This window comes from Kineococcus sp. NBC_00420, assembly GCF_036021035.1.
Taxonomy (GTDB): Bacteria; Actinomycetota; Actinomycetes; order Actinomycetales; family Kineococcaceae; genus Kineococcus.
Window position 1 is genome coordinate 5010939 of sequence record NZ_CP107930.1, and the last position, 20419, is coordinate 5031357.

Below are 20419 nucleotides of genomic sequence, written 5' to 3' on the forward strand. Positions count from 1 at the left end.
ACCAGGAGCGGCTCGACCAGAGGTAGGGGAGCGGTGTGGGCTGGTTGCCGACGTTGCTGGTCGAGCACTCCGCGCTGGTGCCGCTCGGGGTGCTCGTCGTCGTGGTGGGGTCCGGCGCGCTGGGCTGGGTGGGCCGGAAGAGCCCACGCGTGCTGGGTTGGCTGGTCGGCCTCACGTTGCTGGGGGTCCTGGCGGTCACCCTGGCCCCCGACGACCGGGGGCGGGTGCGCGAGGTCACGTGCGAGGTGGGGGTCGACTTCCCGTCGTGGGGGAGCAGCGAACTGTTGGCCAACGTCGCCCTGTTCGTGCCGGTGACGGTGTTCGCCGTGGTGCGGTTCCGCCGCCCGGTCCTCGTGGCTCTCGGCGGCATCCTGCTGTCCGCGGTCATCGAGGGCACCCAGGCGCTCGCCGTCGTCCTCGGCCGCTCCTGCACCACCAGCGACTGGGCCATGAACACCGCCGGCACGGTGCTGGGCGTCGGAGTCGGGGCAGCCCTCCTCGTGCTGGACCGCACCCGTGCGGGTCGTGCAGGAGCCGCACCCAGGTGACGCCGAAGGGTCGCCAGGGGGTACTCCCGCTGGATGTCCGAAGTGAGCGCTGATGCAGCCGTCCGACCTGGTGCACCCGCTCGCGCGAACGGAGTATCCGGCGGGAGCACCCCCTGACGACCCGGACGAGGACCTGCCCCCGGGTCCCAGCCCAGCACCACGGAGGGTTGGTAGGGTCCCCGGCGAGGGGGTGATCACGATGGAGTTCCTGGACGCGCTGCTGGACCGCAGCTGGTTGCTGTGGGTCGCGGCGGCCCTGGTCCTGGGGATCCTCGAGATCACCGCCATCGACCTGGTCTTCGCGATGCTCGCGGGCGGGGCGGTGGCGGGGGCGATCGCCGACGCGGTGGGGCTGTCGTTCGTCCCGCAGGTCCTCATCGCGGCCGTCGTGGCCGGGTTGCTGCTGGCGACGATCCGGCCCGTCCTGCTGCGCCGCCTGCGGATGCCGCCCACCGGGACGACCGGCTCGGCCGCCCTCGTCGGGCGCTCGGCGATCGTCCTCGAACCGGTCACCCTCCGCGGGGGCCTGGTGAAACTCGTCGGGGAGACGTGGTCGGCTCGGTCGACCGGTCCGACGTTCGCCGCGGGTGACGACGTCGTCGTCACCGCGATCGACGGGGCCACCGCGGTCGTGGGGCCGCTCGCACCACTCAGTACCACCGAGGAGAACTGATGGACAACGTCGTCACCCTTGTCGTGCTCGTGCTCGTCGTCGTGTTCGTGGTGACGGTGATCGCCCGCACGATCCGGATCGTCCCGCAGGCCACGGCCGTCATCGTCGAACGGCTCGGCCGGTACTCGCGGACGCTGGAGGCGGGGCTGAACATCCTGGTTCCCTTCATCGACAAGGTGCGGGCCAACGTCGACCTGCGTGAGCAGGTCGTCTCGTTCCCGCCGCAGCCGGTCATCACCTCCGACAACCTCGTCGTGAGCATCGACACCGTCATCTACTACCAGCCGACCGACCCGAAGTCCGCGACGTACGAGATCGCGAACTACATCCAGGGCATCGAGCAGCTCACCGTCACCACGCTGCGCAACGTCATCGGGTCCCTCGACCTCGAGCAGACCCTGACGAGTCGCGACCAGATCAACGGTCAGCTGCGCGGGGTCCTCGACGAGGCGACGGGTCGGTGGGGGATCCGCGTGAACCGCGTGGAGCTCAAGGCGATCGACCCGCCCGCCAGCGTGCAGGACTCGATGGAGAAGCAGATGCGCGCCGAACGGGACAAGCGCGCCGCGATCCTCACGGCCGAGGGTTTCAAGCAGTCGCAGATCCTGACGGCCGAGGGTGAGAAGCAGTCCTCGATCCTGCGGGCCGAGGGTTCCGCCCAGGCCGCGATCCTCGAGTCGCAGGGGCAGGCGAAGGCGATTACCCAGGTGTTCGACGCCATCCACCGCGGCGACCCGGACCCGAAGCTGCTGGCCTACCAGTACCTGCAGATGCTCCCGAAGATCGCCGACGGCAGCTCGAACAAGCTGTGGATCGTGCCGAGCGAGCTGAACGACGCCCTCAAGGGTTTCGGGAACATGTTCACCGCCCACGGCGGTGACTCCTCGGGTTCCGACGGGTCCACCGGGTCCCGGGCGCCCCGCCCCGCCGCCCCGGAGCCGGCGACGGGTTTCGACGAGGTCGTCCTCGAGGACCCCGCGCAGGCGTTGAAGCGGGCCCGCGAGGAGGCCGCCGGGGCGGCCCGTGACGCCGAGGGCGTCACCCGGGAGACGCACCTCCCGGGGAACTGACGGGTCCCGCCCCGCTTCGGCGTGCCGGGCGGGCGTCGCTCTCCCAGAGTGGACGAGTGGACGTCGCCGCGCAGGAACTGCCCGACCGCTCGCCGGACACCCGGCGGTGGTTGTTCGCCGATCAGCTCGGCCCGCACTTCCTCGACGCCCCGGGGCAATCGGTGCTACTCGTCGAGTCCACCGAGGTGTTCCGGCGTGCCCGCTACCACCGGCGCAAGGCGCACCTGATCCTCTCCGCGTTGCGGCACCGCGCCGCGGAACTCGGCGACCAGGCGGTGTTCGTCCGGTCGGGGACCTACCGCGACGGACTCGCGGCGTCGGGGGAGCCGGTGAGCGTCTGCGACCCCACGTCCTACCGTTCCCGCCGCTTCGTCCGGCGGGTGCCCGACCTCGAGGTGCTCGCCTCCCGGGGTTTCGTGGTCTCCGAGCGGCAGTTCGCCGGGTGGGCCGACCGGCGGGGCGGGAAGCGGCTCCTCATGGAGGACTTCTACCGCGACGTCCGTCGCCAGCACGGGTTGTTGATGGACGGCGCCGAACCGGTCGGCGGTTCGTGGAACTACGACCACGACAACCGCGAGGCGCCGCCGAAGCAGGCGATGCTCGACGTCCGCGAACCCTGGTGGCCCACGGAGGACACGATCGACGAGGAGGTGCGCGCCGACCTGGACCGGATGGTGCGCGACGACGGCGTCGAGTTCAGCGGCAACGACGGGCCGCGCCGGTTCGCGGTGACCCGCCGGGAGGCGCTGAGCGCGCTCCGCCGGTTCCTGTCCGAGCGGCTGGAGCAGTTCGGCGTCTACGAGGACGCCATGCTCGCGGCCGACCCGTGGATGGCGCACTCGATGCTCTCCGTCCCGTTGAACCTCGGCCTCCTCGACCCGGTCGAGGTGGCCCGCCGGGCGGAGGAGCACGGCCGGGAGCACCAGGTCCGGCTGGCCTCGGTGGAGGGTTTCGTGCGTCAGGTCGTGGGCTGGCGCTCCTACACCTGGCACCTGTACTGGCACCTGGGGGAGGACTACAAGGGCCGCAACGCGATGGGGGCGACGTCACCGCTCCCGGACTGGTTCGCCGACCTCGACGCCGACGCGGTGGAGGCGAACTGCCTGCACCACGTCCTGGCCGGCGTCCGCGACGAGGGCTGGGCCCACCACATCCCGCGGCTCATGGTGCTGGGCAACTGGGGTCTGCAGCGCGGCTACCGGCCGGCGGAACTCGCCGACTGGTTCTGGCGGAACTTCGTCGACGGCTACGACTGGGTCATGACGACGAACGTCGTCGGGATGTCCCAGCACGCCGACCACGGTGTCCTCGCCACCAAGCCGTACGCCTCGGGCGGCGCGTACATCGACCGGATGAGCGACTTCTGCGGGGGTTGTCGCTACGATCCCAAGGTCCGGGTGGGCGAGGACGCCTGCCCGTTCACCGCGGGGTACTGGAACTTCCTGGCCGGCCACCGGGAGGAACTGGGAGGCAACCGGCGCATGTCCCGGGCACTGGGGGGCCTGGACCGGTTGCGGGACCTCGACGGTGTGCTCCACCAGGAGGCCGAGAGAGGTAGTGGTCCACCGTGACCGACGTCCAGCGAGCGACGGAACTGCTGGGGAAGTCCTCCTACGTGCTCCTCACCACGTCCCGTCGTGACGGGCGCCTCGTGCCGACGCCGGTGTGGGCGGCGCCGTACGGCGACGGTCGCCTCGTCCTGGTCACCCAGGACACCACGGGGAAGGTCAAGCGCCTGCGCCGGGAACCTCAGGTGCTCCTCGCTCCCTGCAGCAACCGCGGGAAACCCTACGGTCGTCCGGTGCGCGGCACGGCGGAGCTGCTCGGGCCGGAGGAACTGCCCGAGGTGGAGAGGGTCCTCGCGGCCAAGTACGGCCTCCAGTTCCAGCTGTTCACCCGGGTCGAAGGGTTCATGCAGCGCCGCGGACGCATGCAGGGCGAACGGGTGGGGGTCGTCCTCACCGTCACCGACTGATGCCCGGCGCCGCGGTCCTTGCCCGACCACCGCTCAGGCGCGGAGGTCGAGTTCGAAGCAGACGTCGTCACCGAGGAGGTGGCGACGGGCGGGTGGGCGCAGGCAGTCGGTGAGGGGTTCGACGTCGGGCAACGAGATCCCCCGCCGGCCGCCGCGGCCGACGACGAGCGGGGCGACCGTGAGGTAGAGCCGGTCGACCAGCCCGGCCGCGACCCAGTCGCTGACCGTGGCTCCGCCGCCCTCGACGAGGATCCGGCGCAACCCCCGCTCCCGCAGGGTCTTCAGGACGGTCCGGGGCGAACGGGCCGGCTCGCCGACCAGGTGGACCGTGGCGGGGTCCCGCAGGACCCCGCGGTCGAGCAGCGTTCCGCGCGGGTCGAGGACGACCCGCACCGGGTTCGGCCCCTCGACGGCCCGCACGGTCAGCTGCGGGTCGTCGGTGTGGACGGTGCCGGGCCCGACGACGACGGCGTCGACCAGGGCGCGCAACCGGTGCAGGTGTTCGCGGTCGGCCTCGCCGGTGACGAAGTGCGAGTCGCCCGAGGCGGTCGCGATGCAGCCGTCAAGGCTCTGCCCGAGCTGGGCGACGACCCCGGTGCGCCCCGCGAGCAGCAGCGGTGCGTAGCGGTCGACGAGGTCGCCGCCGGAGCGTTCCTGCAGTCCCGCCCCGACGAGGACCGGGTCGTCCTCGCGCGCCAGGCGCAGCAGGGTGTCCCAGTCGCCGAGGCGGACTGGTGCGTCGATGCTCACCGGGTCAGCTCACACCGGGGAGGCGGTGGCCCATCCGGTCGCGCTTGGTCCGCAGGTACCGGACGTTGTCGAGGGTCTGGGCGACGGGCAGGTCCCGACGGCGCAGCACGGGGACACCGTGGGTCTCCAGCGCCGCGACCTTCACCGGGTTGTGGGTCATCAGCTCCACGTCGTGGACGCCGAGGTCGCGCAGGACCGCGACGGCCCCGGCGTAGTCGCGGGAGTCGACGGGCAGACCGAGGTCGAGGTTGGCCTCGACCGTGTCGCGACCCTGCTCCTGCAACGCGTAGGCCGCGATCTTCTCGGCGAGCCCGATGCCGCGCCCCTCCTGACCGCGCAGGTAGAGCACGACCCCCCGACCCTCCGCGGTGACGGCCTCCAGTGCGGCGTGCAGCTGCGGACCGCAGTCGCAGCGCAGTGAGCCGAGCACGTCGCCCGTCAGGCACTCCGAGTGCACCCGAACGAGGACGTCGCGCCCGTCGCCGATGTCGCCGGCGACGAGCGCGAGGTGCTCGATCCCGTCGGCCTGGCGGTAGGCGACGGCACGGAAGGTGCCGAAGGTCGTGGGCAGTCGTGCTTCGGAGATCCGCGTCACCGGTAGGGCACGGTTGTCCTCCGCCAGCAGCTCGTGGCTCGACTCCTGGGTGTGCGTCACGTCCTCGTCCCTCTCCTCAGGCGACGGTGGCGACGCGCACCTGGCGCTTCACCCGCGCCAGCATCCCCGTCATCCCCCGCATCCGCAGCGGGCTGACGGCTCGGTCGAGCCCCAGCCGGGAACACACGTCACCCGGCAGGTCGAGCACCACCGCCGCGGGCAGGCCGTCCAGACCTTCCTGCAGCACCCCCGCGAAACCGCGCGTGGTCGGCGCCTCGGGTGGCGCCGAGACGTGCAGGTGCACGGCGTCGTCCTCGTCGACCTCGACGGTGATGAAGACGGGTGACTGGCACTCGTCCACCCGCTCCATCTTCTCGAGGTGCCCCTCGAACTGCGGGGGCAGCGGCTTCAGGCCCTGGCTGAACTCGAGCAGCAGTTGCAGCCGCTCGCGATCGGGCAGCGCCTGGAAGTCCTCGACGATCTCGGCCATCGGGGCCGGCAACCCCGCGGTCGGGTCATCGCTGAGGTCATCTCCCGACGCATCGGCGGTCACTGGGCCGAACCCTTGTCGGACCCCTTGGCGATCGGGACGCGGACGGCGTTGCCCCACTCCGTCCAGGACCCGTCGTAGTTGCGGACCTGACCGAAACCGAGCAGCTGGGAGAGCACGAACCAGGTGTGGCTGGAGCGTTCCCCGATGCGGCAGTAGGCGATCACGTCGTCCTCGGGGGAGAGGCCCTTCTCGTCCTGGTAGATCGCGGCGAGTTCCTCGCGGGAGCGGAAGGTGCCGTCCTCGGCGGCGGCGCGAGCCCACGGGACGCTGTCGGCGCCGGGGATGTGGCCGCCGCGGACGGTGCCCTCCTCGGGGTAGTCCGGCATGTGCGTGCGTTCGCCCGTGTACTCCTGCGGGGACCGCACGTCGACCAGCTTGCCGCCGCTGCCGGTGCGGATGTGCGCGAGCACGTCCTCCTTGAAGGCGCGGATCGAGGTGTCCTCGCGTTCGACGACGGGGTAGTCCGCCGCGGGACGCGCGGGGGCCTCGGTCGTCATCTCCCGGCCCTCGGCGACCCACTTCGCCCGGCCGCCGTCGAGCAGGCGGACGTCGGGGTGGCCGAAGAGGGTGAAGACCCACAGCGCGTACGCGGCCCACCAGTTGTTCTTGTCGCCGTAGATCACGACGGTGTCCTCACGGCGGACGCCCTTGGCCGACATCAGCGCGGCGAAGCCGGCGCCGTCGACGTAGTCGCGGGTCACGGAGTCGTTGAGCTCGGTGTGCCAGTCGACCTTCACCGATCCGGGCACGTGCCCGGTGTCCCAGAGCAGGACGTCCTCGTCGCTCTCGACGACGACGAGGCCCGGTTCACCGAGGTGCTGCGCCAGCCAACCCGTCGTCACGAGCTTCTCGGGGTGGGCGTAGGCGGCGAGCTTCTCGTCGGTGTCCAGGGGCAGCGTGGTCACGGTGGTTCCTCCAGCGGTCGTCGTCCTTGCAGCAACGTCCCGGCGCGGTCCGTCGTTCCCAGCCGTGGTCGTTCCCGCTGGCCGCGATCCTGCCAGACCCCACCGACGCCCCCACCGACCGCTCACTACTGTGGAGCACTGTGACCGGCTCTCAGATGCGTCTGGACTCCCTGGCAGACCGCAACCCGCGGGTACCCCCGCAGCAGCTGGTCGCGGAGCTGGTGCCGCCGCCGCGCTTCGCCGACGTCCGCTTCGCCAGCTACGTCCCCGCCCCCGAGCACCCCAGCCAGGCCGAGGCCGTCGCCGGGATGAGCGCGTTCGGGGAGCGCGTCCTCGCGGGCGGCGCGCCGGCGAAGGGTCTGGCGGGCCTCTTCAAGCGCAAGGCCGCGCCGAGCGGTGCGCCGGGGATGTACCTCGACGGTGGCTTCGGGGTCGGCAAGACCCACCTGCTCTCCTCGCTGTACCACCAGGTCGTCACCGAGGGTGGCCGCACCGCCGCCTACGGCACCTTCGTCGAGTACACCAACCTCGTCGGTGCACTGGGCTTCCTGCCCGCCGTCGAGGCGCTGGCGCCGAACGCCCTGGTCTGCATCGACGAGTTCGAGCTCGACGACCCGGGTGACACCGTCCTGATGTCGCGGTTGATGCGCGAACTCGTCGACCGCGGGGTGAAGCTGGCGGCGACGTCGAACACGCTGCCGGGGGCCCTGGGCGAGGGGCGCTTCGCCGCGCAGGACTTCCAGCGCGAGATCCAGGCCCTGGCCGGGCAGTTCGACGTGCAGCGCGTCGACGGCGAGGACTACCGCCACCGCGGCTTGCAGCCCGCGCCCGCGCCGCTGTCCGACGAGGAGGTCGAACGCGCCGCCGCCGCCCGTCCGGGCGCGACGTTCGACGACTTCACGACCGTGCTGAACCACCTGGCCCAGGTCCACCCCAGCCGCTACGGCGCGATGGTCGGCCAGACCACGGCGGTCTGCCTGCGCGGGGTCAGCACCGTCACCGACCAGATGGTGGGTCTGCGCCTCGTCGTCCTCGCCGACCGGCTCTACGACCGGGACATCCCCGTCGTCGCGTCCGGAGTTCCCTTCGACGCCGTGTTCACCGACGAGCTGATCAACGGCGGGTACCGCAAGAAGTACCTGCGCGCGGTGTCGCGGTTGTCAGCCCTCGCGCGTGAGGGTGCGGCGCCGGCCTGAGCGGCGCCACCACACCAGCGCGACCGCCCACACGAGCAGGAACAGCCCCGCGACGGCGTACCCGACGTACTCCGTGTCGAGGCCGGAGATCCACGTCGCGGCGCCGCCGAGACCGAGTTCGTCGTGCAGGACCGACACCAGCTGGATCGTGCCGATGGTCAGCGCGACGACCACCGAGGCCCCCGTCACGACGCCGTTGTAGGTCAGGCGCCGCAACGGGTTCGCCAGGGCCCAGTCGTAGGCGAGGTTCATGAAGGCGCCGTCGAGGGTGTCGAACAGGCTCATGCCCGCGGCGAACAGGACCGGGAGCACGAGGACCGCGTACCAGGGCAGGGTCACGGCCGCCGTCCCGGCGAGCACGAGCAGCGCGACCTCCGTCGCCGTGTCGAAACCCAGACCCATGAGCAACCCGGCCGGGTAGATCTGGCGGGGGGAGCGGATCCTCGCGGTGAAACCCCGCAGCAACCGGGCCACCGCACCGTCGAGGGCGAGTCGCTGGTGCAGGGCCGCGTCGTCGAGTTCCCCGCGACGGCGCATCCGGGCCGTGCGCAGGATCCCGACCAGCGCGGCGAGGTTCACCAGCCCGATGACCCAGAGGAAGATCCCCGCGGCGCTCGTGCCGAACACCCCGAGGGCGTCGTGCGCCGCGCTGCCCTCGGTGACGAGACCGGAGGCGAACCTCGCGCCCGTCGCCACGACGACGGCCATCGCGAACACAACGCTGGAGTGGCCCAGGGAGAACCAGAAACCCACCGACAGCGGACGCTGGCCGTCCCCCGTGAGCTTGCGCGTGGTTCCGTCGATGACGGCGATGTGGTCGGCGTCGAAGGCGTGCCGCACCCCGAACACGTAGGCCGTCAGTCCCAGCCCCCAGCCGAAGACCTGCTCGCCCACGGAGAACTCGTGGGGTACGACGAGGAGACCCAGGACACCCCACCCGAGCACGTGCAACCCCGCGACGACGGCCAGCAGACGCAGCAGGCGTCGGGTGTCGAGGCCGCTCCAGGAGCGGCCGGCGGCGCGGGACGGCTCGGACAGGACGGACACGCTCACTCCTCGCTTGTTGCAAGTCACTGGCAACAAGCAGGGAGCCTAACGGGTCAGTCCCACTCGGTGGGCAGGGACGGGTCCAGGTGGTGGGCCATCATCCGTTCCAGCTCCCAGCGGTTGATGCGCCGCTGCGACAGCTCCGGCAACTCGTCCAGGCCGAACCAGCCGACGTCCAGGGTCTCGAGCTCGCTCGCCGCGACGCGGTCCCCGGAGACGGTGCAGAGGAAGTACAGGTGGAAGACGCTCACCGGCATCGGCGGCTGCTTGCCGCGGGCGTCCCGTTCCCAGACGCCCACGACCTTGACCACCTCGACGGGGTAGCCCGTCTCCTCCAGCACCTCGCGGACCGCCGCCTGAGCCGGGCGGTCACCCGGGTCCGCCCACCCTCCCGGCATCGACCAGAGCCCGTCGCTGCGCTCGCGCAGCAGCAGGAACCGGCCCTGGTCGTCGATGACCCCCGCCCGGACGTCGACCTTGGGCGTCGCGTAGCCCGCGTCGGTGTCCAGGAGCGCCCGCAGGACGTCGCGGGGCGAGGTGGAGACCGCGGCCAGCAGATCCGCCGCGAGCTCGGTCAGCTCCCGGTAGCGGGCCGCGTCGTAGTCCTTGGCGGGGTCGCCGAGCGCGAAGGTCAACCCGTCCTGGGCCAGGGCCGCGATGCGGACGGCGGCCGTGCGGACCAGGTCGGCGGGTTCGCTCACGCGATCACGCTACCCGCAGCACCACCACCGACTCCGCGGACGTGCGCACCCCTTCGCCGAGCAGCTCGGCGGCCGGGCCGTCGCTGAACTGGGCGACGACCTCGAGGGGGCTGCCCTCGACCTCGACGTCGGCGCCTTCCCCGAGGGTGACGACGACCCGGTACCGGCCTCGGTGCAGGACCAGGGCGTTGCCCGCGACGTCCACCCGGACCTCGCGCAGGTCCGCGGCCGCGAAGTCCGGCACGGCGCGACGCAGGCCGGTCAGCGTCCGGTACCAGGCCAGCATCCGCGCGTGCGGCTCGGCGTCGACCTCGTCCCAGCGCAGGACCGAGGCCTCCTTGGTGGCCGGATCCTGGGGGTCGGGGACGTCCTCGGCGTCCCACCCGTGCTGGCCGAACTCCGAGCGGCGGCCGGTGCTGACGGCCTTGCCGAGGTCGGGATCGGGGAAGGAGGTGAAGAACTGCCACTTCGTCGAGGCGTTCCACTCCTCACCCATGAACACCATCGGCGTGAAGGGGCCCAGCAGGTACAGCGCCGCCCCGGCGGCCTGCGCGGTGGGGGAGAGCAGGTGCCCGATCCGGTCGCCGACGGCGCGGTTGCCGACCTGGTCGTGGGTCTGCAGGTAACCCAGGAACGCCGTCCCCGGAACCGCCGCGCGGTCGACCTTCTTCCCCCACTGCTCCCCGCGGAAGGTGGAGAACCGCTCGGCGTGGAAGAACGCCTCCTCGAACGTCGTCTTCACGACCTCGGCGTCGCCGAAGTCGGCGTAGTAGCCCTGACGTTCCCCGGTGAGCCAGGCGTGCAGGGCGTGGTGCACGTCGTCGTCCCACTGCGCGGTCATCCCCCGGCCACCCTGCGTCGTGGGGGAGACCATGAACGCGTCGTTGAGGTCGGACTCCGCGACCAGGGACAGCGGTCGGCCGAGCTGGCGGGCGAGTTCCGCGACCTCGTCCGACAGCTGCGCCAGGACGTGGCGGGGGGAGTCGTCGACGAGGGCGTGCACGGCGTCCAGGCGCAGGGCGTCGACGTGGAAGTCGCGGAACCAGCGCAGCGCGTTGTCGACGATCCAGCGACGGACCTCGACCGAGCCCTCGTCGTCGAGGTTCACGGCCGCACCCCAGGGGGTGTCGTGCTTCTCGGTGAAGTAGGGCCCGAACTCCGCCAGGTAGTTCCCGCTGGGCCCGAGGTGGTTGTAGACGCAGTCGAGCGCGACGGCCAGACCCTTCGCGTGGCAGGCGTCGACGAACGCGGCGAAACCCTCCGGACCGCCGTACTCGTGCTGCACCGCGTAGGGGGCGACGCCGTCGTAACCCCAGTTCCACGGCCCGTCCCACGCCGACACCGGCAGGACCTCCACGACGTCCACGCCGAGGTCGACGAGGTGGTCCAGCTTCTGCGCCGCCGCCGCGAACGTCCCCTCGGGGGTGAAGGTCCCGATGTGCAGTTCGTAGAACACCGCCCCGTGGGCGTCCCGGCCGGCCCAGTTCTGGTCGGTCCAGGTGAAGAGCGACGGGTCCACCACGGCGCTCGCGGCGTTCACCCCGTCCGGCAGCCAACCGCTGCGCGGGTCCGGGCGCGGGTCACCCCCGTCGAGGGAGAACGCGTAGCGGGTGCCGTCCGCGCCCTCGGCCTCGACGCTCCACCACCCCGGACGGGGGGAGTCGCTGCGCCGCATCGGCACCCGTCCCGCGTCGAGGACGAGCTCCACCTCTTGCGCCGCCGGCGCCCACAGTTCGAACCGCATGGTGCACAGCTTGTCGGAGCCCGCGCCCCCTTGCGACTTCTGGGGGACTTCCCACCCTTCCGCGGCCTCGGAAGGGTGGGAAGTCCCCCAGAAGTTGCTAGGCGCGGACGAGCAGCGCCACCGGGAGGTCGGTGAGGACGTCGGCGATGCGGGCGGCCCCGCCGGGGACCTCGGCGCCGGTGAAGACGTTGCGCCACAGGCCCTCGGGGAGGGTCAGGGTGTGCTCGCCCCAACCGCCGAGACGTTCCAGCGACACCGGGAGGCGGGTCGCCACCGCGACGACGGCCGGGTTCTCCGCCGGGCCGCGGGAGAACGCGACGGCGTTGCCGTTGGTCGTGGGGACGGGGGAGTAGGCGCCCGCGAAGACCTCGGGGTGGTCCCGGCGCACCCGCAGGGTCCGCGAGACCACGAGGAGCTTCTCGTCGTCCAGGTCGGTCGGCCCCGAGCCCGCGTCCAGCGCCGTCAGGCGGCGGGCGCGGTCGGCGAAGTCGACCGGGCGGCGGTTGTCGGGGTCGACCAGGGACAGGTCGACGAGTTCGGTGCCCTGGTAGACGTCGGGGACACCCGGCATCGTCAGCTGCACGAACTTCTGCCCCAGCAGCGCGACCCGCGCCGCGGGGCCCGTGAGCTCGACGAACTCGGCAACGGCGGCCAGGACGTCGGCGTCGCCGAGGACCCCCGTCGCGAACCGTTCCACCGCAGCCTCGTAGGCCTCGTCCGGCGCGGTCCACGTGGTGTGGTCCTTGGCCTCGCGGGTCGCCTTCTGGAGGTAGCCGAGGAGGCGTTCCGCCGCGATCGGACCCGAGGAGCCCCAGGTGCCGACGAGCGTCTGCCAGATCAGCAGTTCCGTCCGGGCGTCCAGTTCCGCGGCCCGGTGGGTGGTGGCCAGTTCTCGCCACGCGGTGACGGCGGCCGCCCACTCGGTGGTGAACTCCGACAACGTCGACAGGCGGGCGCGGACGTCCTCGCTGCGCTTGGTGTCGTGGGTGGAGAGCGTCGTCATCGTGGCCGGCCAGTCGCGCGCCAGCGCCGAGGCGAAGGAGTGGAACTCCTCCGGGGAGGTCCCGAACCTCGTGGGTTCACCGCCGACCTCGTTGAGCGAGCTCAGCCGGAACCACCGGTAGAACGCGGTGTCCTCGATGCCCTTGGCCATCACCGGGCCGCACGTCTGCTGGAACCGGACGATGAACTCCGCCGCGCGCGCGTCGTCGGTCGCGACCCGACCCAGCGCCAGGTCCACGACGACCGCGAGGGTGTCGTGGCGCTCGGCGGGCAGGCGGGCTCCGGCGACCTCGGCGGCGTGCTCGAGGACCTCGACGGCCACCTCCGGTGCCGCCTCGCCCGGGACCACGTAGGCGCGGTACTGCTCGATGGAGACGAGCAGCTCGAGCACGCTCTCGTGCAACCCGCGACGGGTGTGGTCGCGCAGGTCGACGTGGTCGTGGCAGATGCCGGCGAGGAGCTCCACCAGGCGGTGGACCTCGGCGTAGAGGCCGAACTCGGCGACCTCGCGCTTCGCCTCGTCGACGATGGTGGAGAACGGCCGGTTCTCACCGGTCACCGCGGCGTACTGCGCGGACAGCGGTTCGGCCCCGGCGGAGTCCAGGAAGAGCCCACCGATGCGCTGCAACGCGTCGTAGCCGGTGGTCCCGGCGCACTCCCAGTCCTCGGGCAGGGTCTCGTCACCCTCGAGGATCTTCTCGACGACGACCCAGGCGCTCGAGTCCCCCTCGCGCGTGACCTCGGCCAGGCGGCGCAGGTAGCCGCGCGGGTCCGCGAGACCGTCCGGGTGGTCGATCCGCAACCCCTGCAGGTCCCCCGCGCGCAGCAGTTCCAGCAGCAGGGCGTGCGAGGCGTCGAAGACGGCCGGGTCCTCGACCCGGATCGCGGCGAGGGTGTCGACGTCGAAGAAGCGGCGGTAGTTCAGCTCCTCGTCGGCCACCCGCCAGTGCGCCAGCCGGTACCACTGGCGGTCCACCAGCTCGGCCAGCGGCAGGTCCTCGGTGCCGGGACGCACCGGGAACACGTGGTCGTAGTAGCGCAGGACGAGCTCGTCGCCGGAGTCGTCCAGGGCCAGCTCGCCCGCGGCGAGGACCTGCCCGATCCGCTGACCGAGGACGGCCATGAGGATCGCCCGGTCCGGCACCGACCAGTCGACGTCGAACCAGGAGGCGAAGGGCGAGTCCGGCCCCTCCTTGAGGACCGACCACAGCTGCGCGTTGTCGGAGGCGGGAGTGGGCACGGCCATGTGGTTGGGGACGACGTCGGCCACCGCGGCGAGACCGGCGGAACGCAGCGCGGCCACCAGCCGGTCGAAGCCCTCCCGACCCCCGGCCTCGGGGTTCAGGTGGGAGTGGTCGACGACGTCGTAGCCGTGCTCGGAGCCCTTAGCGGGCGCCAGCACCGGCGAGAGGTAGGCGTGCGAGACGCCGAGGGTCGCCAGGTACTCCGCCTGCGCGGCGGCGTCGTCGAAGGTGAAGGCCGGCTGCACCTGCAGCCGGTAGGTGCTCCCGGGCACCACGGTCGGACGGTAGGTCACTTCTCTCCCAGCGGTCCACGAGCGAGCACGAGCACCGAGCGGGCCGCCACCGGCAGCTTCGCGCCCGGGGAGAACGCCGATTCCTCGGTGAAGATCGAGACGATGCCGACCTGGTCGTCGGCGGTGTCGAGGCGGGGGGCCCAGTCGTCGCCGTAGGCCTTCTCGGGCAGCGTGAACTCCACCGCCTCGTGCCACGGGTTCCACAGCACCAGGAACGAGTCGCCGACGATGCGCTCCCCGCGCTTGTCCGGTTCGGGGATCGCCTCCCCGTTGAGGAACACCATGACGGTGTGGTTGGACCGGTCGGCCCAGTCCGCGGCGGTCATCTCGGTGCCGTCGTTGGTGAACCACTCGATGTCGCCGACCTCGCTCTCCCCGCCGTGGGAGGCGTCACCGGCGAAGAAGCGCCGGCGCTGGAAGACGGGCTCGGTGCGGCGCAGGGCGACGATGCGCTGGGTGAAGGCCAGCAGCTCCTTCTGGGGGTCGTCGAGGTCCCAGTCGACCCAGGACAGCTCGTTGTCCTGGCAGTAGACGTTGTTGTTGCCCCGCTGGGTGCGGCCGAGCTCGTCGCCGTGCAGGAGCATCGGCACGCCCTGGGAGAGCAGCAGCGTCGTCAGCAGGTTCCGGTGCTGGCGGGCCCGCAGGGCGATGATCTCGGGGTCCTTCGTCTCGCCCTCGACCCCGCAGTTCCAGGAGCGGTTGTGGCTCTCGCCGTCGTTGCCGCCCTCACCGTTGGCGGCGTTGTGCTTGTCGTTGTAGGACACCAGGTCCCGCATCGTGAAGCCGTCGTGGGCGGTGACGAAGTTGATGCTCGCGATGGGCTTGCGCCCGGAGTGCTCGTAGAGGTCGGAGGAACCGCTGATGCGGCTGGCGAAGTCGCCCAGCGACTCGGGCTCCCCGCGCCAGAAGTCGCGTACGGAGTCGCGGTACTTACCGTTCCACTCCGTCCACAGCGGGGGGAAGCCGCCGACCTGGTAGCCCCCCTCGCCGATGTCCCAGGGCTCGGCGATGAGCTTGACCTGGGAGACGATCGGGTCCTGCTGCACCAGGTCGAAGAAGGCGCTGAGCCGGTCGACCTCGTGGAACTGGCGGGCCAGCGTCGCGGCGAGGTCGAAGCGGAAGCCGTCGACGTGCATGTCCGTCACCCAGTAGCGCAGCGAGTCCATGATGAGCTGCAGGACGTGCGGGTGGCGCATCAGCAGGCTGTTGCCGGTGCCGGTGGTGTCGAAGTAGTGCTTCTGGTCGCCGTCGACGAGGCGGTAGTAGGCCTGGTTGTCGATGCCGCGCATGCACAGCGTCGGGCCCATGTGGTTGCCCTCGGCGGTGTGGTTGTAGACCACGTCGAGGATGACCTCGATGTTCGCCTGGTGCAGCGCGAGCACCATCGACTTGAACTCCTGCACCTGCTGACCGCGCTGGCCGTTGGAGGAGTAGGCGTTGTGCGGGGCGAAGAACCCGATGGTGTTGTAGCCCCAGTAGTTCGAGAGGCCCTTGTCGACGAGGTGGGTGTCCTGCACGAACTGGTGCACCGGCATGAGCTCGACGGCCGTCACCCCGAGGGAGGTGAGGTGCTCGATGATCGCCGGGTGCGCCATCGCGGCGTAGGTGCCGCGGATGTCCTCGGGCACGTCGGGGTGCTGCATCGTCAGACCCTTGACGTGGGCCTCGTAGATCACCGACTCGTGGTACTCGTGGCCGGGGCGGTGGTCGTTGCCCCAGTCGAAGAAGGGGTTCACGACGACGGAGAGCATCGTGTGGCCGAGGCTGTCCTCGACGTTCACCTCGTCCGGGCGGTCGAAGTGGTAGGAGAACAGCGACTCGTCGCCGTCCACCTGGCCCTCGATGGCCTTCGCGTAGGGGTCGAGCAGCAGCTTCTCCGGCTGGCAGCGCGATCCGCTCTCGGGGTGGAACGGGCCGTGCACGCGGAAGCCGTAGCGCTGACCGGGCATCACCGAGGGCAGGTACGCGTGCCAGACGAACCCGTCGACCTCGGGCACGTCGAACCGCTGCTCGGTGCCGTCGTCGGCGATGAGGCACAGCTCGACCCGTTCGGCCACCTCCGAGAAGAGGGCGAAGTTCGTCCCGGCGCCGTCGTACGTGGCGCCGAGGGGATAGGGCCGTCCGGGCCAGATCTGCATCGCGGGGTTCCCTCCGGAAGGGATTCGAAGTGGGCGTGACCGGCCCATCATGGCGGGTCGGGGACCGTGCCACCTCCCGGGGCGCCTCCCGCGGCCGGGCTCCCGGCCCGGTTACGGTGTCCGGACGCCTGCGGACCCGCCGTGTCCGGCGAGCGAGGCGGACCACCGTCTGGACCACCTGCGGGACCCCGAGGAGACGATGCACCAGCAGCCTGTCCTGACCCTGTCGTGGCCGGGGAGGGCGTGGCGCGACGTCCGGGCCCTGGCCACCGCGACCGTCGGGGCCTGCATGCGCTTCCGGGTCACCGGTCTGGCGGCGGAGGGCGGGTTCTTCGCCCTGCTCTCGTTGCCGCCGCTGGTCTTCGGCATCGTCGCCAGCCTGGGCTACCTCGGGCGCTGGCTGGGAGCCGACGACGTCGCCGCCGTGCGCGAGCAGCTCGCCCGGATCACCGAGGCCGTCTTCACGTCCCAGGCCATCGCCGACGTGATCCTGCCGACCTTCGACTCCGTCACCACGCAGGGCCGGGCCGACCTCACGGTGCTCGCGTTCCTGGTCAGCGTGTGGTCGGGCTCGCGCGCCCTCAACGTCTACGTCGACACCATCGCGATCACGTACGGGCTCGGCGGGCACCGCGGCATCGTCCGGACCCGGATCCTGTCGCTGTCCACCTACCTGGTGGCGCTGCTCGTGGGGGTCGTCGTCGTGCCGCTGGTGCTCGTGGGCCCGCGCCTGCTGCAGGAGTGGCTGCCCGCGAACGTGCGGGTGCTGTCGCACCTGTACTGGCCGGTCGTCCTGGTGCTCTCGGTCTTCTGCCTCACGACGCTCTACCACCTCTCGACGCCCGTGCGGTCGCGCTGGTGGCGCGACCTGCCCGGGGCGCTGCTGGCGCTGCTGGGGTGGTTCCTCGTCTCGTGGGTGCTGCGCCGCTCGCTGGCGCTCTCGATCGCGGGCCCCTCGACGTCGATCTACGGGCCGCTCGCGGCGCCCGTCGTGGTGCTGATCTGGTTCTACTTCCTGGCCATCTCGGTGCTCATCGGCGCGGCCCTGAACTCGGCCGTGGACCGGGTGTGGCCGGACCCGACGAAGACCGCGGCCCGCGAGGCCGCCCGGAGCCAGGCGGCCGAGCGGCGTCGCTGGGTCCCCTGATCCCCGGCAGGGGTCAGCGCGTGACCCGCACCCGGGCGTAGCGGTAGCCGACCATGCGCTGGAAGTGGCGCAGGCCGTTGGACAGCTGCGGCGGCGGGGTCGAGTCCACGAGGTGGCGCACCCCGCGCTCGGCCAGGGCCGAGACCAGGGCCGGCATCAGCAGGTAGCGGGCGTCGCTGTGCGCGGGGGAGGCGCCCAGGGTGCGGAAGTAGCGCAACAGGGCCCACTCGCCGTCGACCGGGGTAACCGACAGCATGATCGCCTCACCGTCGGCGTCGGTCGCCACCAGCCAGAGGTCGTGCAGCAGCAGGTCGGAGTTGTCGGGGGTGTCCACCCGGTACTGGGCGTCGGCGTGCGCCTGCTCGGCCGCGTTGGCGCGCTCCAGCAGGGCCGCGCGCTCCGCCGGGTCCTCGACGAAGCGGAACGCCACGCCCTTCTTCTGCGCCGCCCGCACCTTGCGGCGCAGCGTCTGACGGGTCGCGCCCAGCACGTAGTCACCACCGTCGGCGGGCACGTCGAGGACGGCGACCCCGGTCGAGGCGACCGTCAGCCCACCGAGGTGGCGGGCCAGCAGCGTGGAGCGGAGGATCTCACCGGCCGGTCCGTCCCCCAGCGCCGCGGGGGCGACGGGCAGGCGCAGGACGGCCGCGACGGCGCCGAGGGTGGCCGAGGGGTGGTGCAGGGCGTAGCGGAGCGCGTGCCGGCCGCCCTCGGTGGCGCCGCTCTCGCGGTCGTCGACGTAGGCGGTGAGGAACGCGGCGAGGGAGGCCTCGGTGGTGCGTTCGCGCAGTTCGCGCGGAACCTCGGTGCGGACCTTGCGACCCGCCTCGAGCGCTCTGGCGGCGCCGCCGGCGAGACGGGCCCGCAGCGCGGTGGGGGTGTCGGGGGCGGTGCGCGTCGTTGCGCTGGTGGAGAGGAAACGGACCAGGTCGAGCGCGCGCACGGTGAGGAGCTCCTAGGGCTTCGAGGGATGCGGTGGTTTCGATGGGTCGGTCGGGCGGACGGGCGGTGGGTCAGGTGGTGCTGCCGAGGGACGGACCCTGGTGCGTCCTCAGCAACGTGTCCCCGGTCGCGACGGGCAGCGGGGCGAACACGGGCAGCGGTGCTCCGCTGATCCGGGACAGCAGCGCGAGGTGCTCGCGGGCGAGGCGACGCGGTTCGAACCGTCGGGCGAAGGCCGGTCCGGCCGCCGCGGCGTTCCGCAACCGCCGCTGGTCGCCCAGGTGAGCGGCGATCGCCTCGGTGAGGGCCTCGACGGACTCCGGCGCGACGAGGTCACCGTAGCGACCGTCGTCCAGCAGCAACCGCGAGCCCTCGCAGCAGTCGGTGGCGACGACGGGGACGGCCAGGGCCAGCGACTCCAGCAGCGTCAACGGCATCGCCTCCGTGCGGGAGGAGGAGACGAAGAGGTCGGCCTGGGCCAGCAGGGCCGCCGGGTTCTCCACGAACCCGGGCAGGCTGACGTGGTCCGCGCCCAGATCGGCGGCGAGCTGCTCGAGGGCGGCCCGGTCAGGGCCCTCCCCGGCGATCACGAGGTCGTGGTCGAACCCGCGGTCGCGGACGCCGACCGAGGCGCGCAGCAGCAGGTCGAAGCCCTTGTGCGAGGTGAGCCGGCCGATCGCCAGCAGGCGCGGTCGCCGGGGCACCGGGTCGGGGGCGCCGCGGTCGGTCACGGCCCGTTCCTGCACCTCGTCCACGTCGACGCCGTTCACGACGACGTGCGCGCGCTCCGCGGGGAGGCCGTTGGCCAGCAGACCCGGGACCAGGCCGGGGGAGACGGCGATCACCGCGTCCGCGTGGCGGTGCACCCACCGCGTGGCGGACTGCAGCTTGGCGGGGACCCAGGCGGCGATCGCCTGGTCGAGGTCGCCCTGGGCCAGGACCACGAAGGGCTTGCCGAGGGTGCGGGCGACCAGGGACGCCGCGAGCAGGCCGTGGCCGATCTCCGAGCCGGAGACCACGACGTCGTAGCCGCGGGCGGTGCGCAGCAGGGCGAGGAGCCCGGTGGGCAGCCGGCGGGCGGCCGGGAGGGCGTGGTGGGCGCCGTAGCGCAGCGCGACGCCGTCGCTGGGGAGCGCCACGGCCTCCTCACCGTCGACCTCCTCTAGGGCGAAGACGCCCGTCCGGACCCCGTCGGCGCTGAAGCGGGCCGCCAGGGCGTTGACGACGCGGAGGCCGCCGTTCTCCCGGAGGTGGCCCTGGACGAACAGCACGCGCAGCGCCGGGCGGCCGGAGTGTGCGGAGGACATGGCCGTCACCGTACGTACTCCGCGGCTCCGTGACAGGCGTGTTACGAATTCGTTAACCCGTTGGCAGGCAAGGCGTTGGTCCGCCTGGGTGACCTTTCGTGACTCTCTGCGGTTTCAGCGGCGAGACCGTGTACCGGAACCCCGGGAGGCGTCGCGAGCGCGGCCGGAACGACGAAGAGGATCGGGTCCGTTTCCGGACCCGACCCTCTTCACGTGCTGGTGGGCGATACTGGGATCGAACCAGTGACCTCTTCCGTGTCAGGGAAGCGCGCTACCGCTGCGCCAATCGCCCTCGGTACCCACGGTCGGGAGCTACCCGACTGCGAGTGGAGGTGGAGACGGGATTCGAACCCGTGTGGACGGCTTTGCAGGCCGCTGCCTAACCTCTCGGCCACTCCACCGTAGAGGCTCACGGCCCCGTTGTGCCGACTTCCGAGCGGACGACGAGACTCGAACTCGCGACCCTCACCTTGGCAAGGTGATGCGCTACCAACTGCGCTACGTCCGCATGCCCTGGTTTCCCTGCCGTTCCCGGCCGGTTCCCCGTGGCGTTGAAAACATTAGCCGACGTCGGCCACAAGGCCAAATC

At 71.8% G+C, this 20419-nt stretch carries 18 protein-coding genes and 3 tRNA genes; 7 read left to right on the forward strand and 14 right to left on the reverse strand.

The annotated features are described in order from the left end of the window. The first annotated feature begins 35 nt into the window (after nt 1-35). The 5 genes from OG218_RS24465 to OG218_RS24485 all read left to right on the forward strand — a co-directional run bounded on the left by OG218_RS24465 (nt 36) and on the right by OG218_RS24485 (nt 4266). Nucleotides 36-548: a VanZ family protein gene (locus OG218_RS24465; RefSeq protein WP_328295821.1), complete on the forward strand. Its 513-nt coding sequence runs from the start codon at nt 36-38 to the stop codon at nt 546-548. 199 nt (nt 549-747) lie between these two features. Further along, nucleotides 748-1221 (forward strand): NfeD family protein, encoded by a 474-nt coding sequence (locus OG218_RS24470; protein WP_328296292.1) that lies wholly within the window; start codon nt 748-750, stop codon nt 1219-1221. After that, on the forward strand, nt 1221-2291 hold the full coding sequence (locus tag OG218_RS24475; protein WP_328295822.1) for an SPFH domain-containing protein: 1071 nt from the start codon (nt 1221-1223) through the stop codon (nt 2289-2291). Before OG218_RS24470 ends, OG218_RS24475 begins: the two co-directional genes overlap by 1 nt. Before the next feature lie 56 nt (nt 2292-2347). After that, the gene (locus OG218_RS24480) at nt 2348-3862 is read left to right on the forward strand and encodes a cryptochrome/photolyase family protein (RefSeq protein ID WP_328295823.1); all 1515 of its coding nucleotides are present in this window, start codon (nt 2348-2350) and stop codon (nt 3860-3862) included. Further along, on the forward strand, nt 3859-4266 hold the full coding sequence (locus tag OG218_RS24485; RefSeq protein ID WP_328295824.1) for a PPOX class F420-dependent oxidoreductase: 408 nt from the start codon (nt 3859-3861) through the stop codon (nt 4264-4266). The genes OG218_RS24480 and OG218_RS24485 overlap by 4 nt, the downstream gene beginning before the upstream one ends. A gap of 33 nt (nt 4267-4299) precedes the next feature. On the opposite strand, the gene OG218_RS24490 is transcribed toward OG218_RS24485, so the two are convergent. Genes OG218_RS24490 through OG218_RS24505 form a run of 4 tightly spaced genes read right to left on the reverse strand, consistent with a single transcriptional unit; the run spans nt 4300 to nt 7069 of the window. Further along, nucleotides 4300-4965, reverse strand: a complete 666-nt coding sequence (locus tag OG218_RS24490) for a RibD family protein (protein ID WP_442906555.1) — start codon at nt 4963-4965, stop codon at nt 4300-4302. Between the two features lie 55 nt (nt 4966-5020). Then, nucleotides 5021-5671, reverse strand: a complete 651-nt coding sequence (gene ribA, locus OG218_RS24495; protein ID WP_328295826.1) for a GTP cyclohydrolase II — start codon at nt 5669-5671, stop codon at nt 5021-5023. 16 nt (nt 5672-5687) lie between these two features. Further along, nucleotides 5688-6101 (reverse strand): SufE family protein, encoded by a 414-nt coding sequence (locus OG218_RS24500; RefSeq protein WP_442906556.1) that lies wholly within the window; start codon nt 6099-6101, stop codon nt 5688-5690. Nucleotides 6102-6160: 59 nt separating this feature from the next. After that, nucleotides 6161-7069 carry a sulfurtransferase gene (locus OG218_RS24505; protein WP_328295828.1) on the reverse strand — a complete coding sequence of 303 codons (909 nt, stop codon included), beginning with the start codon at nt 7067-7069 and terminating at the stop codon, nt 6161-6163. Nucleotides 7070-7224: 155 nt separating this feature from the next. On the opposite strand from OG218_RS24505, the gene zapE reads away from it, so the two are divergent. Next, nucleotides 7225-8265: a cell division protein ZapE gene (zapE, locus tag OG218_RS24510; protein WP_442906557.1), complete on the forward strand. Its 1041-nt coding sequence runs from the start codon at nt 7225-7227 to the stop codon at nt 8263-8265. Here the strand turns inward: zapE and OG218_RS24515 are convergent. The 5 genes from OG218_RS24515 to glgX form a co-directional block, all read right to left on the reverse strand. Next, nucleotides 8230-9312, reverse strand: a complete 1083-nt coding sequence (locus tag OG218_RS24515) for a HoxN/HupN/NixA family nickel/cobalt transporter (protein ID WP_328295830.1) — start codon at nt 9310-9312, stop codon at nt 8230-8232. The genes zapE and OG218_RS24515 overlap by 36 nt on opposite strands. Nucleotides 9313-9365: 53 nt before the next feature. Further along, entirely contained in the window at nt 9366-10013 is a 648-nt protein-coding gene (locus OG218_RS24520; RefSeq protein WP_328295831.1) for an NUDIX hydrolase N-terminal domain-containing protein, read from the reverse strand. Nucleotides 10014-10017: 4 nt separating this feature from the next. Then, nucleotides 10018-11757, reverse strand: coding sequence for a malto-oligosyltrehalose trehalohydrolase (gene treZ, locus OG218_RS24525; RefSeq protein WP_328295832.1), 1740 nt, complete (start codon nt 11755-11757; stop codon nt 10018-10020). Between the two features lie 97 nt (nt 11758-11854). Further along, nucleotides 11855-14278 (reverse strand): malto-oligosyltrehalose synthase, encoded by a 2424-nt coding sequence (treY, locus tag OG218_RS24530; protein ID WP_328295833.1) that lies wholly within the window; start codon nt 14276-14278, stop codon nt 11855-11857. 14 nt (nt 14279-14292) lie between these two features. After that, nucleotides 14293-16434, reverse strand: a complete 2142-nt coding sequence (glgX, locus tag OG218_RS24535; RefSeq protein ID WP_328295834.1) for a glycogen debranching protein GlgX — start codon at nt 16432-16434, stop codon at nt 14293-14295. A gap of 199 nt (nt 16435-16633) precedes the next feature. Here glgX and OG218_RS24540 point away from each other — a divergent pair, with 199 nt between their 5' ends. Next, a complete protein-coding gene (locus tag OG218_RS24540) occupies nt 16634-17581 on the forward strand; it encodes a YihY/virulence factor BrkB family protein (protein ID WP_328295835.1) in 948 nt (315 codons plus the stop codon). Between the two features lie 13 nt (nt 17582-17594). Here OG218_RS24540 and OG218_RS24545 read toward each other — a convergent pair whose 3' ends face one another. The 5 genes from OG218_RS24545 to OG218_RS24565 all read right to left on the reverse strand — a co-directional run bounded on the left by OG218_RS24545 (nt 17595) and on the right by OG218_RS24565 (nt 20338). Continuing rightward, nucleotides 17595-18524 (reverse strand): hypothetical protein, encoded by a 930-nt coding sequence (locus OG218_RS24545; RefSeq protein WP_328295836.1) that lies wholly within the window; start codon nt 18522-18524, stop codon nt 17595-17597. Between the two features lie 70 nt (nt 18525-18594). Next, the gene (locus tag OG218_RS24550) at nt 18595-19830 is read right to left on the reverse strand and encodes a glycosyltransferase (protein WP_328295837.1); all 1236 of its coding nucleotides are present in this window, start codon (nt 19828-19830) and stop codon (nt 18595-18597) included. Nucleotides 19831-20047: 217 nt separating this feature from the next. Then, nucleotides 20048-20122 (reverse strand) — tRNA-Val (locus tag OG218_RS24555). 35 nt (nt 20123-20157) lie between these two features. Next, nucleotides 20158-20231 (reverse strand) — tRNA-Cys (locus OG218_RS24560). Between the two features lie 34 nt (nt 20232-20265). Beyond that, nucleotides 20266-20338: transfer RNA gene (locus OG218_RS24565), tRNA-Gly, on the reverse strand. Nucleotides 20339-20419: the final 81 nt, after the last annotated feature.